At 69.0% G+C, this 14,678-nt stretch carries 15 protein-coding genes and 1 tRNA gene; 6 read left to right on the top strand and 10 right to left on the bottom strand.

What is annotated here, in order from left to right; all coding sequences use genetic code 11:
• Position 1: 1 nt before the first annotated feature.
• From ESP70_RS16855 to ESP70_RS16840, 4 genes are all read right to left on the bottom strand, one after another.
• Positions 2-90 (bottom strand) — tRNA-Ser (locus ESP70_RS16855).
• Positions 91-132: 42 nt separating this feature from the next.
• Complete coding sequence (locus ESP70_RS16850) at positions 133-1,188, bottom strand: hypothetical protein (RefSeq protein ID WP_149690456.1); 1,056 nt, start codon at positions 1,186-1,188, stop codon at positions 133-135.
• Entirely contained in the window at positions 1,185-1,970 is a 786-nt protein-coding gene (locus ESP70_RS16845; RefSeq protein WP_149690455.1) for a carbon-nitrogen hydrolase family protein, read from the bottom strand. The genes ESP70_RS16850 and ESP70_RS16845 overlap by 4 nt, the downstream gene beginning before the upstream one ends.
• 115 nt (positions 1,971-2,085) lie before the next feature.
• Positions 2,086-2,973 (bottom strand): alpha/beta hydrolase, encoded by an 888-nt coding sequence (locus ESP70_RS16840; RefSeq protein ID WP_149690454.1) that lies wholly within the window; start codon positions 2,971-2,973, stop codon positions 2,086-2,088.
• Between the two features lie 58 nt (positions 2,974-3,031).
• Here ESP70_RS16840 and ESP70_RS16835 point away from each other — a divergent pair, with 58 nt between their 5' ends.
• On the top strand, positions 3,032-4,003 hold the full coding sequence (locus ESP70_RS16835) for an NAD(P)H-quinone oxidoreductase (protein ID WP_149690453.1): 972 nt from the start codon (positions 3,032-3,034) through the stop codon (positions 4,001-4,003).
• Here the strand turns inward: ESP70_RS16835 and ESP70_RS16830 are convergent.
• Positions 3,993-5,042: an acyltransferase family protein gene (locus ESP70_RS16830; RefSeq protein WP_149690452.1), complete on the bottom strand. Its 1,050-nt coding sequence runs from the start codon at positions 5,040-5,042 to the stop codon at positions 3,993-3,995. The genes ESP70_RS16835 and ESP70_RS16830 overlap by 11 nt on opposite strands.
• A gap of 72 nt (positions 5,043-5,114) precedes the next feature.
• On the opposite strand from ESP70_RS16830, the gene ESP70_RS16825 reads away from it, so the two are divergent.
• The 3 genes from ESP70_RS16825 to ESP70_RS16815 all read left to right on the top strand — a co-directional run bounded on the left by ESP70_RS16825 (position 5,115) and on the right by ESP70_RS16815 (position 6,708).
• Positions 5,115-5,618, top strand: coding sequence for a bacterial proteasome activator family protein (locus tag ESP70_RS16825; protein ID WP_149690451.1), 504 nt, complete (start codon positions 5,115-5,117; stop codon positions 5,616-5,618).
• A 73-nt stretch (positions 5,619-5,691) separates the two neighbouring features.
• Positions 5,692-6,252: a transcription factor WhiB gene (locus ESP70_RS16820; RefSeq protein WP_149690450.1), complete on the top strand. Its 561-nt coding sequence runs from the start codon at positions 5,692-5,694 to the stop codon at positions 6,250-6,252.
• 51 nt (positions 6,253-6,303) lie between these two features.
• Entirely contained in the window at positions 6,304-6,708 is a 405-nt protein-coding gene (locus ESP70_RS16815) for a secondary thiamine-phosphate synthase enzyme YjbQ (RefSeq protein ID WP_188110674.1), read from the top strand.
• Here the strand turns inward: ESP70_RS16815 and ESP70_RS16810 are convergent.
• Complete coding sequence (locus ESP70_RS16810; protein WP_149690448.1) at positions 6,705-7,493, bottom strand: HAD family hydrolase; 789 nt, start codon at positions 7,491-7,493, stop codon at positions 6,705-6,707. The two genes, ESP70_RS16815 and ESP70_RS16810, sit on opposite strands and share 4 nt — an antisense overlap.
• Complete coding sequence (serS, locus tag ESP70_RS16805; protein ID WP_149690447.1) at positions 7,490-8,758, bottom strand: serine--tRNA ligase; 1,269 nt, start codon at positions 8,756-8,758, stop codon at positions 7,490-7,492. The genes ESP70_RS16810 and serS overlap by 4 nt, the downstream gene beginning before the upstream one ends.
• 73 nt (positions 8,759-8,831) lie before the next feature.
• Here serS and ESP70_RS16800 point away from each other — a divergent pair, with 73 nt between their 5' ends.
• Both ESP70_RS16800 and ESP70_RS16795 read left to right on the top strand, forming a co-directional pair.
• Positions 8,832-10,448 (top strand): bifunctional phosphatase PAP2/diacylglycerol kinase family protein, encoded by a 1,617-nt coding sequence (locus ESP70_RS16800; protein WP_149690446.1) that lies wholly within the window; start codon positions 8,832-8,834, stop codon positions 10,446-10,448.
• A 75-nt stretch (positions 10,449-10,523) separates the two neighbouring features.
• Positions 10,524-12,656, top strand: coding sequence for an InlB B-repeat-containing protein (locus tag ESP70_RS16795; protein ID WP_149690445.1), 2,133 nt, complete (start codon positions 10,524-10,526; stop codon positions 12,654-12,656).
• Here ESP70_RS16795 and ESP70_RS16790 read toward each other — a convergent pair.
• From ESP70_RS16790 to ESP70_RS16780, 3 genes are all read right to left on the bottom strand, one after another.
• Entirely contained in the window at positions 12,643-13,128 is a 486-nt protein-coding gene (locus tag ESP70_RS16790) for an SRPBCC domain-containing protein (RefSeq protein WP_149690444.1), read from the bottom strand. The genes ESP70_RS16795 and ESP70_RS16790 overlap by 14 nt on opposite strands.
• A gap of 22 nt (positions 13,129-13,150) precedes the next feature.
• Complete coding sequence (locus ESP70_RS16785) at positions 13,151-13,471, bottom strand: ArsR/SmtB family transcription factor (RefSeq protein WP_149690443.1); 321 nt, start codon at positions 13,469-13,471, stop codon at positions 13,151-13,153.
• Positions 13,472-13,637: 166 nt separating this feature from the next.
• On the bottom strand, positions 13,638-14,645 hold the full coding sequence (locus ESP70_RS16780) for an adenosine deaminase (protein ID WP_149690442.1): 1,008 nt from the start codon (positions 14,643-14,645) through the stop codon (positions 13,638-13,640).
• Positions 14,646-14,678: the final 33 nt, after the last annotated feature.

Genomic DNA, 14,678 nt, shown 5'->3' with positions numbered 1-14,678 from the left:
GCAGAGGGGGCGGGATTCGAACCCGCGGCTGACATCGCTGCCAGCGAGCGCTTTCAAGGCGCTTCCGATCGGCCGCTCCGGCACCCCTCCTGGGTGGCAGCACCGAGGCGCTGCGCCGCGTCGATTATCGCACTACTTGAGCGCGGCGAAACGGGGAGGTTCCACGCGTACGACCGGGGCGATCGCTCGCGCGGCCCGTGACGACGGCTCCTTGAGGAGCTGGCGACGCAGCACGAGGCCCACGATCAGGCCGAGCACACCGGAGTAGAGCGTGGAGAGCGCGATGTATTTCGGGTAGGCACCCGGCGACACGAGCGAGGTCGTCAGGACCGCGGTGCCGATGACGGCGAACACCAGGATCCACCAGCCCTCGCGGCGCTTCGACCGCAGCGCGACACCGACGATGAGCGCCGGGAAGCCGATCAGCACCTCGATCGGGCGAGGCGCACCGTGGAACGTGCGGCGGGTCCAGAGGACCATGTCCGTGAAGGCGTGCACGAGCGACTGCGAGCCGTGGCTGCGGACGAAGCTGCTGTAGGCGATCACCACCATCACGAGGGCCGCGACGCCGAGGAGGATCGCGAGGTTCTGCCGGCCGAGGCCGTGGAGGCCGGCGCCGAGGTTCCACACGAGCGTGATCGCCAGACCCAGCGAGACCGTGAGCACGATGAGGTTGAAGCGCTGATAGTTGACCGGAGCGTTCCAGGCCGCGACGCCGACCGTGCCGCTCAGCGCGACCAGCAGTGCCAGCGAATACTCACGGATCGCACCGAACACCGTCGCGACGGGTCGCGTGACGAGCACGGCCCACACCGACGCCAGCACCGCGGTCACCGCAGCCGCCGACGCCAGCAGGACGTTGGTCTCGAGCGTCACCGCGAGTGCGCCCAGCAGCGCCGTCATCGGCAGCCATATGCGCATGTGACCGCCGCCCCGGTGGGTCAGTCCGATCGCGAACACCACCATCAGCAGCGCGGCCGACGGACGTACGATCCACGGCGGCGTGTCCACGGCGATGATCGAGGTGCCTGAACCGACGGTCCCAGCGACCCAGCCGATGAACACCAACGCCATGACGAACCGGGCCGCCCGCGGCGAGTCGAGGCGCGGCTCACGGGTCGGGAGGTCGTACTCCGGGGGTACGGAGGCGTCGAGGCGACGACGTCCACCCTTGGGGGCACGGCTCATGAGCTGGTACGGATCCTTCGATTGGCCAGGGACGGGTTGATCTCCCGTGCACGCGCCACGACCTCGGGCTCGAGGGTGGCGCGGATGATCTCGGGGGTCGAAACCGCCTCGCCCACGATAGAGCCCCACGGATCGACAACCAAGGAGTGCCCGGTGTAGCGGTCACCACCCTGGGCGGCAGCGGCGACGTACACGGTGTTCTCGATCGCCCGGGCCGCCAGGAGCGTACGCCAGTGGTCGAGCTTGCGATCGCCGGCGACCCACGCGGCCGGGAGCACGATCGCCTCGGCGCCGGCGTCAATCAGAGCGCGGGCGTGCTCGGGGAAGCGCAGGTCGTAGCACGTCATCAGGCCCACCGGCGTGCCCGCGATGTCGAGCACGACCGGCTCGATGTCGCCGGCGCGCAGCCGGTCGGACTCCTTGTAGCCGAACGAGTCGTAGAGATGGATCTTCCGGTACGTCTGACGCAGGGCACCGTCGGGCCCGACGACGACGAGCGTGTTGAACGGCAGGTCGTCCGTACGCTCGAACATGCCCGCCACGAGCGTCGCTCCGAGGCGCCGAGCCTCCTCGCCGAGGAACCCGACGAAGGGTCCGTCGAGCGGCTCGGCAACGGCGGCGAGGTCATGGTCGGCTGATCCGAAGTCATGCATCGACGCCTCGGGGAGCACCACGAGGTCGAGTCCGTCGGCGGGGCTGAGCGCTGCGGTCTGAGACCGGATGTCTTCAACGTTGGCCGCCGAGTCGGTCGCCGAAGCGAGCTGAACCAGTGCGACACGCATGGTTTCCATCTTCGCAGGTAGGGCCTGAGCATGGTGGTGGGTCGGGTCGACGCCCTTTCGACAGGCTCAAGGATCAAGACCGCTGCCCCGCGCCCCTTGAGCTGGTCGAAAGGAGTCAGACCGGGACGGTCTCGCGCAGGAACTCGATCTGGTCCGTGACGACCTCGTCGAACCACGGCTCGACGTAGAGATCGAAGTGGCCCGTGCGATAGCGCTTGATCCGGCCGTGCCGAGCCTTGCGGACGTGCCAGATCGTCGAGCGCGAGGGCGCGACGCTGTCCTTCATCGCGACACAGAACAGCGCCGGGCACTCCAACGAGGCAGCGGCACGTCCCGGGTAGTACAGCGGGATCCTCAGTGCAACGCGGGCCGCGACACGATCCGGCGGCGGCGGGCCGGGTGGGCTCAGAGCCAGATAGCCGGGCACCACGTCGGGCGCCGTCATCAGCGCCGCCTCACCACGCCGCCCCGCGACCGCGACACGTACGGGAGGCTTGCCGCGCAACCCGCGCAGCGCATCGCGTACGCCGAGAACCGTCAGCTTCAGGAGGCTGCGCAGCCCGACGGTGCGCGACGACGCGAACCCGTCGGTGAACGGGCACTGCGAGATGATCGCCGCGACCCCGCCGTCACGGCTCGCTGCCTCGATGACGTGCCCGCCGCCGAACGACGTGCCCCACAGCACGATGCGCCCTCGATCGACCTGGGGCACCGACCGCACGTGATGCATCGCGGCGGCCCAGTCGTCGAGCTGGCGCTGGATGTCGAGCAGCTCCCGCGGCTCGCCGTCGCTGGCGCCGAAGTGGCGGTAGTCGAACACCAGGACGCGGTAGCCCTCGGCGACGAACCGTTCGGCGTAAGCGTCGAGGCGCATCTCCTTCACGCCGCCGAGACCGTGGGCCATGATCACGACCGGGCCGGGGGCGTCGACCCCGTCAGGTTCGTACCACCATGCGGCACACCATCCCGGCCCCGAAGGGAAGCGCACGTCGACCCGGCTCATGGGAGAAATGCTAGGGCGTGGCTCGGCAGCCGCGGGGGAGGGCGGCTAGCCTGCGGACATGCGTGCCGTCATTGCTCCCAACCCCGGAGGCGTCGACGCCCTCGAGGTGGTCGACCTTCCGCAGCCCGAGCCGGGCCCCGGCGAGGTCCTCATCCGCGTGGCCGCGGCCGGCCTCAACCGCTCGGACCTCCTGCAGCGGCAGGGCTTCTACCCACCGCCTCCCGGGATCACGGACGTGCTCGGGCTCGAGTGCTCCGGCGACATCGTCGCCGTCGGCGAGGGCGTGACGGACCTGCCGCCAGGTACGCACGTGTGTGCGCTGCTGACCGGCGGCGGCTATGCCGAGTACGTCACGGTGCCTGCTGGCCAGGTGGCCACGGTCCCGCTCGGGATATCGCTGGTCGACGCAGGCGGGCTCATGGAGGTGGCCGCGACCGTCTGGTCGAACGTCTTCATGATGGGCAAGCTGCAGCACGGCGAGACGCTGCTCGTTCACGGAGGCGGCAGCGGGATCGGCACGATGGCGATCCAGCTGGCCAAGGCGTTCGGAGCCCGCGTGATCGTCACGGTCGGCTCGCCGGAGAAGGGCGACTTCTGCCGAGAGCTGGGCGCCGACGTCGTGATCGACTACAAGCAGCAGGACTTCGCCGCGGAGATGAAGTCCGCCGGCATGACCGCTGACGTCATCCTCGACATCATCGGCGCCAAGTACCTCGACGCCAACGTCTCGGTGCTGTCGACCGCGGGGCGCCTCGTCGTGATCGGCCTGCAGGGCGGGGTCAAGGCCGAGCTCAACCTCGGCGCACTGATGTCCAAGCGCGCCGCCGTCATGGCGACGACGCTCCGGGCCCGGCCGACGAGCGAGAAGGCGGCGATCGTGTCCGCGATGGTCGCGCAGGTGTGGCCGCTGATCTCCGACGGCACGGTGCGCCCGATCATCCACGCGACCTATGCGCTGGACGACGTTCGCCAGGCGCATCAGGTGCTCGAGGAGTCGAGCCACATCGGCAAGGTCCTGCTCACACCCTGACGCGTTCCGCATCTCGCACGTCGTGCACCAATGGCGGCGGAACCGCGACCTGCGCCATGGTCGAAGCGGTACGCCGGACGGCCCGGTCGAAGAACGGGTGCACCAGCACGCGCAGCACGACGACGGTCACCGCAGTGGCCAGCAGCGTCGCCTCGACCTGGCCGACGCCAGCGCCCTGGAAGGTGTCCTGCAGCACGAACACGACCGGGATGTGCAGCGCGTACACGGCGAGGCTGCGGCGGCCGAGGCCTTCAACCTGTCGCAGGCGAGACGGCACGATCGCGAGCACGCAGGCGCCGCACAGGGTCGCGAGGGCGAGGCACAGGACCCGGTATGCCACGGCGTCCACGCCCGTCACACCCATTGACGCAGCGGTGTCGGCGCCGCGGATCCAGCGCGGGTCGAGGCCGGATCGCACCACGACGGCCGTGACCGTCACCAGCGATGCCGCTGCAGTCGCCATGACGACGGTCGAGGTCTCGGCCGTACGCCTGAGGGCACCGCTGCCGTAAAGGTGTCCCGCGACGAAGAACGGCAGATAGCAGAGCGCCCGCGACCACGAGACGAGATCGCCGTCGGGATAGGGCAGCAGCACCGCGACGATCGAGACCGCCGTCGCGGCCGGCAGGGCGTACGGGCCGAGGCGCACGACGAACGGCAGGGCGACGAGCCACCACGCCATCGCGAGCAGGAACCACAACGCGTACGTCGGGTGGAGCAGGCGTTCCATGCTCAGGTCGCCGACGCCGAAGCGCAGCGCGACATACGTCGTCTGCAGCAGGACGTAGAGGCCGACCATCTCGACGATGCGGTGCGCCAGGCGGCGGGGACGCGCGGTGACACCGGCGAGGAACACGAACAGCGGCATGTGGAACAGGTAGAGGAACGTGAGGATCCAGCGCTGCGGGTCGTGCTGCCAGCCCGAGTAGAGGACGCCGGGGGCCTGGCCGCCCGATGTCTCCAGGAAGTGGCCCAGCACGACGCCGGCGATGAGGAGTCCCTTGAGCAGGTCGAGGCGACGATCGCGGGTTCGGGGCATCTCTTCCACCCTTGCAGCCCCGTTCAAGAGACGCGGATCACGCGGCGCGGGGCCGCTGGATAGTCTGGGCGGATGACTGAGCAATCCCCCGAGATCATCGGTCCCGACGGCAACGCCATCGCCCCGCCGACACCCGGCACCTCCCTCGGCGACCTCGTCGAGCAGCCTGCCAAGGTCATGCGGATCGGCGGGATGATCCGTCAGCTCCTCGACGAGGTCAAGGCCGCGCCACTCGACGAGGCCAGCCGAGCGCGGCTGCGCGACATCCATCTCCAGTCGATCAAGGAGCTCGAGGACGGCCTCGCACCCGAGCTGGTCGAGGAGCTCGAACGGCTCAGCCTGCCGTTCGACGGCGAGACCCCCAGCGAGGGTGAGCTCCGGATCGCGCAGGCCCAGCTCGTCGGCTGGCTCGAGGGTCTCTTTCACGGCATCCAGGCCGCGCTCTACGCGCAGCAGGTGCAGGCCCAGGCGCAGTTCCAGAACATGAGGCTGGCTCTACCGGGTCCAAACGACACCAAAGGTGAAGATTCGGAAACGTCTGGCGAAAACGGTGGCTCCGGGGGCATGTACCTCTAAAGTTGCCTGCAACGCGAGCCAAGGAAGACGCAGGAGTGTCGTCGTCCGGGGCCTCGTGGGGAAGAGGGAGCCCATGACCATCGTGGACGAGACAACGACACCTCCGTGCGCCTTCGAGCCGGAGGTCTACATGGATGAGCTGTTGGACTCACCGCCGGCGCGGACCGACATCACCGCGGCCGAGTGGGAGAGGCTGACGGTCAAACGCGCGACCGCTCACCGGCAGTGCGCAGGCTGCCCGCTGATGGTCGAGTGCCTCTACCGGGCGGTCGTCCAGATCGACGTCTCCGGCTATGTCGCGTGCACGACCGAGCACGACCGCTCGGTCATCCGCCGCCGCCTCGGCATCGAGGTCCAGCAGCAGACCACCACGGCGTACGGCGCTGCCCGCGTCGGCGGCGGACCGGTGAGCCACGACGCGGTCATGACCGCCCGCCAGGCGTACCCCAAGGACACGTGTCACCAGCTCGCCGAACGGCTCGACTGCTCGACCTCGACGATCAAGCGCCACTTGCGCCGGGCGCGGGAGCAGAAGCGCGACGAGGCGCTCTCACCCCCGGCCGGCCCGTGCCTGCCGACGGTCGACGCGGTCCTCGACGTCTTCGACGAGCTCGAGACCAGCAAGGTCGCCTGACACCGACTCGTCCTTTCGACAAGCTCAAGGACCGGTGGAACGATCGTCGGTATGCGTAGTGAGCTGGTTTCCGTACGGACGGGTGGGCGGTCGGTCGTCCACGACCTGACTTCAGAGTGCGCGGCGTTCGTCCGCGGCGAGCAGGACGGACTGTTGCACGTGTTCGTCCCGCACGCGACCGCCGGTGTGGCGATCATCGAGACCGGAGCCGGCAGCGACGGCGACCTGCTGACCGCACTCGACGACCTGCTGCCGCGCGACGATCGCTGGGTGCACCAGCACGGCACCCCGGGGCACGGCCGAGATCACGTCGTCCCGGCGTTCCTGGCGCCGTCGATGACCGTGCCGGTGCTGGGCGGCCGGCTGCAGCTCGGCACGTGGCAGTCGGTGTGCCTCGTCGACACCAACGTCGACAACCCCGACCGCGAGGTGCGGCTCAGCTTCCTGCAGGGCTAGACGTAGCGGCGGAGCTCGGCGGCCAGGCCGTCCTCGTCGATCGTGCCGAGGACCTCGTCTGCCGCGGCCTTGACGTCGTCGGGTGCCTGGCCCATCGCCACCCCGCGCCCGGCCCACTGGATCATCTCGAGGTCGTTGTTGCCGTCGCCGACCGCCAGCACCTCGGACCGGTCGATGCCGAGCTTGGTGCAGAGGAACTCCAGCCCCGACGCCTTGGAGACGCCCTCGGGCGCGAGGTCGAGCCAGGCGGAGTAGCCGATGTAGTAGTTGGTGCCGGTCAGCCCGAGGTCCTTGACGATCGCGGTGAACTCGTCGCGGCTGTGCTCGGCCGACCGGATCACGACACGGGCGACCGGTTCGGCGATGAGCGACTCGACGTCCTCGACGACGAACTGCCCGGAGATCTCGTTGTCCGGGAACGGCTTGTTGAGCCGAAACCCGACGCCGACCTCCTCGACCGCGACCAGCGCCTCAGGCATGTGCTCAAGGACCCGGCGGACCGCCTCGCTGGCGTCGAACGTGACGACGTCGAGCAGCTCGACCTCGGGGTCGTAGCGGAACGTCACGGCACCGTTGCTCGCCACGCCGTAGCCCTCGGTGAACCGCAGGTTGTCGACCGCGTCGATGACGCCGGGCACGCCACGGCCGGTGGCGATGACGGTCTCGATGCCGGCGTCACGCACCGCGTGGACCGCGGAGCGTACGGCCTCGGTCATCACGTTGTCGCCGTCGACGAGCGTGCCGTCGACATCGAGCGCAATCAGCCGGGGTCGGAACGATGTCACGCGATCGGCCTCAGGACCTCGCCCAGCAGCGGGTGCAGCGCAGCGGGGAGGCGTACGGAGCCGTCGGCCTGCTGACCGTTCTCGAGCAGCGCGATGATCGTGCGGGTCATGGCGCACAGCGTGCCGTTGAGCGTCGCGGCCGGAGTCGTGCCCTCGTCACCGCGTACGCGGATGTCGAGGCGGCGAGCCTGGAACTCGGTGCAGTTGGACGCCGACGAGACCTCGCGGTACTTGCCCTGCGTCGGGATCCACGCCTCGCAGTCGAACTTGCGGATCGCCGAGAGGCCGAGGTCGCCGGACGCGACGTCGATGACCCGATAGGGCAGCTCGAGGGCGTCGAGCCACGCGCGCTCCCAGCCGAGGATGCGCTGGTGCTCGGCGTAGGACTCCTCGAGCGTCGTGTAGACGAACATCTCGACCTTGTCGAACCAGTGCACCCGGAAGATGCCGCGGGTGTCCTTGCCGTACGACCCGGCCTCGCGGCGATAGCAGGGGCTGAACGCGGCATAGCGGCGCGGCAGCGAGCCCGCATCGAGGATCTCGTCGGAGTGGTAGGCCGCCATCGGCACCTCGGAGGTGCCGACGAGGTAGAGGCCGTCCTTCTCGAGGTGATAGACGTCATCGGCGGCCTGGCCGAGGAACCCGGTGCCCTCCATCGCGCGCTCGTTGACCAGCGCCGGCGGGATCATCGGCGTGAAGCCCCACTCGGCGGCCTTGCTCATCGCGAGCTGCGTCAGGGCGAGCTCGAGCTGCGCCCCGACGCCGGTGAGGAAGTAGAACCGCGCACCGCTGACCTTGGCGCCGCGCTCGGTGTCGATCGCACCGAGCAGCTGACCGAGCTCGAGGTGGTCGCGGGGCTCGAAGCCCTCGGCGGCGAAGTCACGCGGCGTGCCGACGGTGTCGAGCACGACGAAGTCGTCCTCGCCGCCTTCGGGGGCCTCGGGCGAGGCCAGGTTGGGCAACGACTTCATGAGCCGCTCGAACGTCTCGGCCGCCTCGACCTGGGCGGCCTCGGCGTCCTTGACCTGCTGGCTGAGCTCCTTGGCCCGCGTCAGCAGCTCCTGCTTCTCGTCGCCCTGTGCCTTGGGGATCAGCTTGCCGAGGCTCTTCTGCTCGCCGCGGACCGCCTCGTACGCCGAGATCGTGGAGCGCCGCTGCTCGTCCGCACCGATGAGCTCGTCGACCAGCTCCGTCGACTCCCCTCGACGCCTCTGTGCGGCGCGTACGGCGTCAGGGTCTTCTCGCAGGATCCGGGCTTCAATCACTGCCTCAGCCTATCGTCCGGCTGGCGCCCACTTTGCAGTCCACTAGGCTGGGTCGATCCCTGAGGAGGAAAGCTTGTCGTTCGATCTGCGCCGTGCCGCGCCTGCGCGCCGTGCCATCCTCTGGTGGGCTCTCGCCGCACCGACCGCGCTGTTCGCCGTCCTGGCCATCTGCGTCGGCGCCGGGGCCGACGCGATCATCGACCTCGACCACGACGTCGCGCAGGATGCGTATGACTATGCGTCGCGCCACGGCGGCCTGGTGGACTTCCTCGACGTCGTCGCGGTCGTCTTCAGCAACCTCGGCGCCGGCATCGTCCTGGTGCTTCTCGCGGCGTACGCGCTGTGGCGCCACGAGCGCCGAGTCGCGATCTGGATCGCCGTCAGTGGCATCGTCGCGATCGGCGGCAACGCCCTGATCAAGCTGGCGTACGAGCGCGAGCGACCGGTGTTCGACAAGCCACTGCACGAGATCGGCGGCTACTCGTTCCCGAGCGGACACTCCGCGGGCTCCGGCATGCTGGTCACCGTCGCGATCCTCATGACGATCGTGCTGACGGGCCGCGGCTGGAAGCGCCGCATCATCATCACATTGCTCGTCCTCATGGGCCTCGGAGTCGGCGCAAGCCGCATCTTCCTCGGCGTGCACTACCTCAGCGACGTCGTCGCCGGCCTGGCCTTCGGCACGGCGGTGGCCCTCGGATTCTGGATCGTGCTGGTCAGCGACGCCACCCGCGTGCCGCACGAGCTCGCGGCCCTGACCGGCACCGGCCGCAAGCGAGCGGCCGTCGTGCTCAATCCGTCGAAGATCGCCGACGTCGAGGCGTTCAAGGAGCGCGTACGCCTCGTCGCCCACCGTGACGGGTGGAAGGAACCGCTCTGGTTCGAGACCACGATCGAGGACCCCGGCCACGGCCAGGCCAGTGCCGCGCTTCGCGCCGACGTCGACCTGATCGTCGCGGCCGGCGGTGACGGCACCGTGCGCGCGGTCTGCGAGGAGGTCGCCCGCACCGGCGTGGCCGTCGGCATCCTCCCGCACGGCACCGGCAACCTGCTGGCCCGCAACCTGTCGATCCCGCTCAACACCCGCGACGCCCTCGACGTCGTGTTCGGCGGGCAGGACCGGGCGATCGACCTGTCGACCCTCAAGACCGACTCCGGCACCAACACGACGTTCCTCGTCATGGCCGGCCTCGGCATGGACGCCGCGATCATGACCGGCGTCAACGACCAGCTCAAGGCCAAGGTCGGCTGGCTGGCCTACTTCGTCAGCGGGGTCAAGGCGGCTCGCTTCCCCGCCATGAAGGTCCAGATCTCGGTCGACGACGGCGAGTTCAAGAAGTTCCGCGCCCGCACGGTCGTCGTCGGCAACGTCGGATTCCTCCAGGGCGGCATCCCGCTGCTGCCCGACGCCCAGATCGACGACGGCAAGCTCGACGTCGTGGTGCTCGCGCCCAAGCGGTTCATCGGCTGGCTCGCGATCATCGTCCGGGTCATCGGCCGCCAGAAGCGTACGAACGAGCGGCTCGACCGGCTCACGGGCCACAAGGTGCACATCAAGGCCGAGAAGAAGATGCCGATGCAGCTCGACGGCGACCCCGTCGGCGAGGGTCAGGAGATCACCGCCGAGGTCCAGCCGGGAGTCCTGCTCGTACGCGTGCCGCTCGCCCCGGCCCCGGCCGCCGCCGTCTGAGTCAGTTCTCGCGAATCCGCCCCGCTGGTCCGATGGTGGTGAGAGACTGTCGCCAGTCATCAACGGGGGGTTGACGTGTCACACCGCAGGCAGTTCCTCACCTTGCTCGCTTCCACGACGCTCGCCGGCGGCCTGCTCGTCGTCGCCGGCTCACCGGCATCGGCCGCGTCCGTCGACACCTTCGCCGAGCTGGCGACAGCCCTGTCGACGTGTTCAGGCACCCCTGCCGCGCCCACGGTCGTGACGCTGGCGGCCGACATCTCCCAACCAGAAGGTGAGCTGACAATCGGCTGCGCCGCGACCCTGAACCTCGGAGTCCACGACCTCGCCGTGGCCAGGATCGTCATCACCACGGGCAAGCAGCTGACGATCGACGCGGCGAGTCCTGCGTCCGAGCTGACCGTGATCACGCCGACGTACTTGCGAGCCGCCATCGGGACCACGGGTGCGACGCTGATCGTCAACCAGGGGACGGTGACGGCGGAGAACGAGGGCGGTGGCGCTGCCATCGGCGGCGACTACGAACGTGCGGCCGGCACCATCACGATCAACGACGGCGTCGTCAAGGCAACGTCCGGCTCTCATGGTGCAGCCATCGGCAGTGGCGAGGGGGGCGTAGGCGCCAGCACCATCACGATCAACGGCGGAACCGTCACGGCAACTTCCGACCACGGTGCGGCAGCCATCGGTGGTGGATATGCGAGCGCCGGCAGCACGATCACCATCAACGGCGGCACCATCGACGCAGTCGGCGGATCGGCCGGAATCGGTGACGGCGTCTACCTCAGCTCCGCTGGAACCGTCACGATCAATGGTGGAACCGTCACGGCGGAGGCATCGAATTTCGGCGGCATGGGCAACATCGAGGGCGTGGGGATCGGCGGGATGAACAGCGGGGTCGCCGGCGGGGTCGTCACGATCAATGGTGGGACGATCACGGCACGGGGCGGGACGTCGGGGATCGGGTACGTCAGCCCCGACGGAGGCGTCATCGCGATCAACGCCGGGGACGTCACGACCACTGCCCTGGGCGGCCCAGCGCTTGGGACGCTCGACTACGGCGATCCCAGAGGAGCCACCGGCACGATCTCGATCGGCAAGGACGCACTGGTGACGGTGCCCAACGCCTGGGACCGTGTGGTGGTCGGTGGCACCTACGGCGGCGTGCATGGCTCGCTGCTGGTCGACGGCACCCTTCGACTCCCGGACGCCGAAGTCCTGGTGCCGGCATACGAAGACGGGGCGAAGACGCCCAACCTCACGGTCGGGCCCACGGGGCGCATCCTCGGAGCGGTCGACGACCCCTCCTTCGGCGGGAACATTTCGGGTGACGGCTGGATCCAGAACGACGGCACCATCGCCCTGTCGCATGTCCAAACCCGAGTCGGCAATTCCGGAGTCGCGATCAGCCATCACCACTACGCCGTCTCGTTCGACTCCCGAGGCGGCTCGCCAGCTCCGGCGCCGGTCATCGTGTTCGCCGACTCGTTCACGCGCGGTGCCCGCACCTTCCCCGCCGCACCGACCAAAGCCGGCTCGGTGTTCGCCGGCTGGAACACTCACGCCGACGGCTCCGGCACCACGGTGACCGCCGACACGATCCTGCCCGGCTCCTCGAACGGTCTGGCCGCCGTGCCGATCGCGCTCCACGCCCAGTGGATCACCCACGAGATCACCGGTCTCAACCCGCAGATCACCGGGACCGCTCGCGAGGGCAAGACCCTCACCGCGCAGACCGGCTCCGTGGCACCACACGACGCCCACTTCTCCTATCGCTGGTACGAGGACGGTCATCCCATCCCCGGCGCGACCGACAAGACCCTGCGACTCGGCGGGTTCCAGGCCGCCCGCCGGATCAGCGTCCGCATCACCGCCAGCGTGCCGGACGGCCCGACCGTCTCCAAGATCTCGGCCAAGACCTCGTACGTCTCGTCAGCCCACAAGCACCTGGTGATCTCGGACCACACCATCAATCACCGCGCCACGTTCCACGTCGCCGCCACCGGTCTCAAGCCAGGCCAGCGCGCCAAGATCTGGCTCGGCGGCAAGCTGGCCTACACGGGACGCGCCGACAGCACCGGCACCGTGCACCGCACCGTGCGGTTCCCCACATCCGTCGAACCTGGCCATCGCCGGGTCCGCGTCTCCGGCTACAGCTCCAGCGGCGATCGCACCTACACGATCTTCACCGTCGTCACGTACCGCTGAGGTCGGCCAGGATCTCGTCGAGGCGTTCGTAGCCTTCGACGACGCCGGATGTCATGTTGGCCGCCATGCCGTCGCGGTCCTCGGTCGAGGTGAACACCGAGACGCTGTCGGCACGGGTGCGGCCGTCGCCGAGGTCGACGAGGCGCAGGGTCTCGAGCGAGACGTGACCGGGCATGCCGAGCCACTCGAACGTACGCATCGACAGCTCGGGCGTCGGCTCGCCGTGAATCACGCCGCGGAACGCGTACTCGTTGCCGTCCGGGTCCCGCTGGACGAGCGACCAGGTGCCGCCGTGACGCGGATCGTGGGTCATCTCGGTGTTGGTGAGGTACCTCGGACCCATCCAGCGCGCGATGAGCTCGGGCTCGGTCATGGCTCGGAAGACCTTGTCGACCGGGGCGTCGAACTCGCGCGAGATCGTGATCGCGTGGGTGCCCGGGGTCTCGATGACCAGCGTGTCGGTGACGTTCATGATGTTCTCCTTGGGTGCGTGGTCAGTCGAGTGACTCGAGCAGCTCGTCGAGTCGCGCGTAGCTCTCGGTCCAGTACTCCCGGTAGTCCGCGAGCCATCCGGTGGCGTCCTTCAGGGGCTCGGCCTCGAGGTGGCTGAGGCGCATGGTCCCCTGCCGGTTGCGCGAGATCAGTCCGGCCTGCTCGAGCACCTTGAGGTGCTTGGAGATGGCCGGCTGCGACATCGTGAACAACGCCGTGAGGTCACCCACGTTGGCGTCCTCCCGCGCGAGCCGGGCCAGGATGGCACGACGCGTGCGATCGGCCAGTGCACCGAACACGAGGTCGAGCTGATCGTCACTCATAACCATTCCTTTATGTAACTTGCTGGTTATAGATAACCAGGTGGTGATACACCCGTCAAGCCCTGCAACGCCCCCAGTTTGCGGGCGGTTGAGTACGGATCCGGATCGGCGATCAGTGCAGAACTGCCCAAAAACTGCGGCGAGGGGGCGGCGTGAGGCCGCAGGGTCAGGCGGTGGCGGTGTACGTGTCGATCTCGGCGAGGATCGCGGCCTTGGTCGCGTCGTCGGCGAACGACGAACGTACGGAGGCACGGGCGAGATCGGCGATGCCGGCGTTGTCGAGGCCGAGCAGCTCCGCAGCGACCTCGTACTCGTGGTTGAGTGTCGTGGAGAACATCGGCGGGTCGTCGGAGTTGATCGTGACCGGTACGCCCGCGGCGACGAGGGTGGGGAGCGGGTGCTCCTCCATCGACGGCACGGACCGCGTGCAGACGTTGGACGTCGGGCAGACCTCGAGCGTGATGTCGTGCTCGGCGAGGTGGGCCATGAGGACGGGGTCCTGTGCGGCGGCGATGCCGTGTCCGATGCGCTCGGCGCCGAGGTGGTTGATCGAGTCCCAGATCGTCTCCGGCCCGGTCGACTCGCCGGCGTGCGGGACGCTGTGCAGACCGGCGGCGATGGCCTGCTGGAAGTAGGGCCCGAACTGCTCGCGGGTCACCCCGATCTCGGGTCCACCGAGGCCGAAGCTGACCAGGCCGGCGGGCTGGAGGCGGAGTGCGGTGTCGAGCGTGACCTCAGCCGAGGGCAGTCCGGACTCGCCGGGGATGTCGAAGCACCAGCGCATCGTGAGGTCGAAGTCGGCCTCGGCCCGGCGGCGCGCATCCTCCAGCGCCTCGCAGTACGCCTCCGCGCTGATGCCGACCGCGATCGACGTGTAGGGCGTGCACGTCAGCTCGACGTAGCGGACGTTCTGCGCAGCCAGGTCGCGGGCGACGTCGTAGGTCAGCGTCCAGAGATCCTCGGGCGCACGCAGCAGGTCGACGACCGACAGATAGACCTCGATGAAGTGGGCGAAATCGGTGAACGTGAAGAACTTCGCGAGCGCCTCGGGATCCGTCGGCACCGTCGTGGTGCCGGCATGGCGCTCGGCCAGCTCGGCGACAGTGCGCATCGATGCGGAACCGACGTGGTGGACGTGGAGCTCTGCCTTGGGCAGCCCGGAGACGAACGACATGCGATCGAGCGTAGCGAGCGTCGTTGAGACCGG

The sequence above is a fragment of the Aeromicrobium ginsengisoli genome, assembly GCF_004134905.2.
In the GTDB taxonomy this organism is placed as follows: Bacteria; Actinomycetota; Actinomycetes; order Propionibacteriales; family Nocardioidaceae; genus Aeromicrobium; species Aeromicrobium ginsengisoli.
This window is presented reverse-complemented; position numbering and strand designations above follow the sequence as displayed.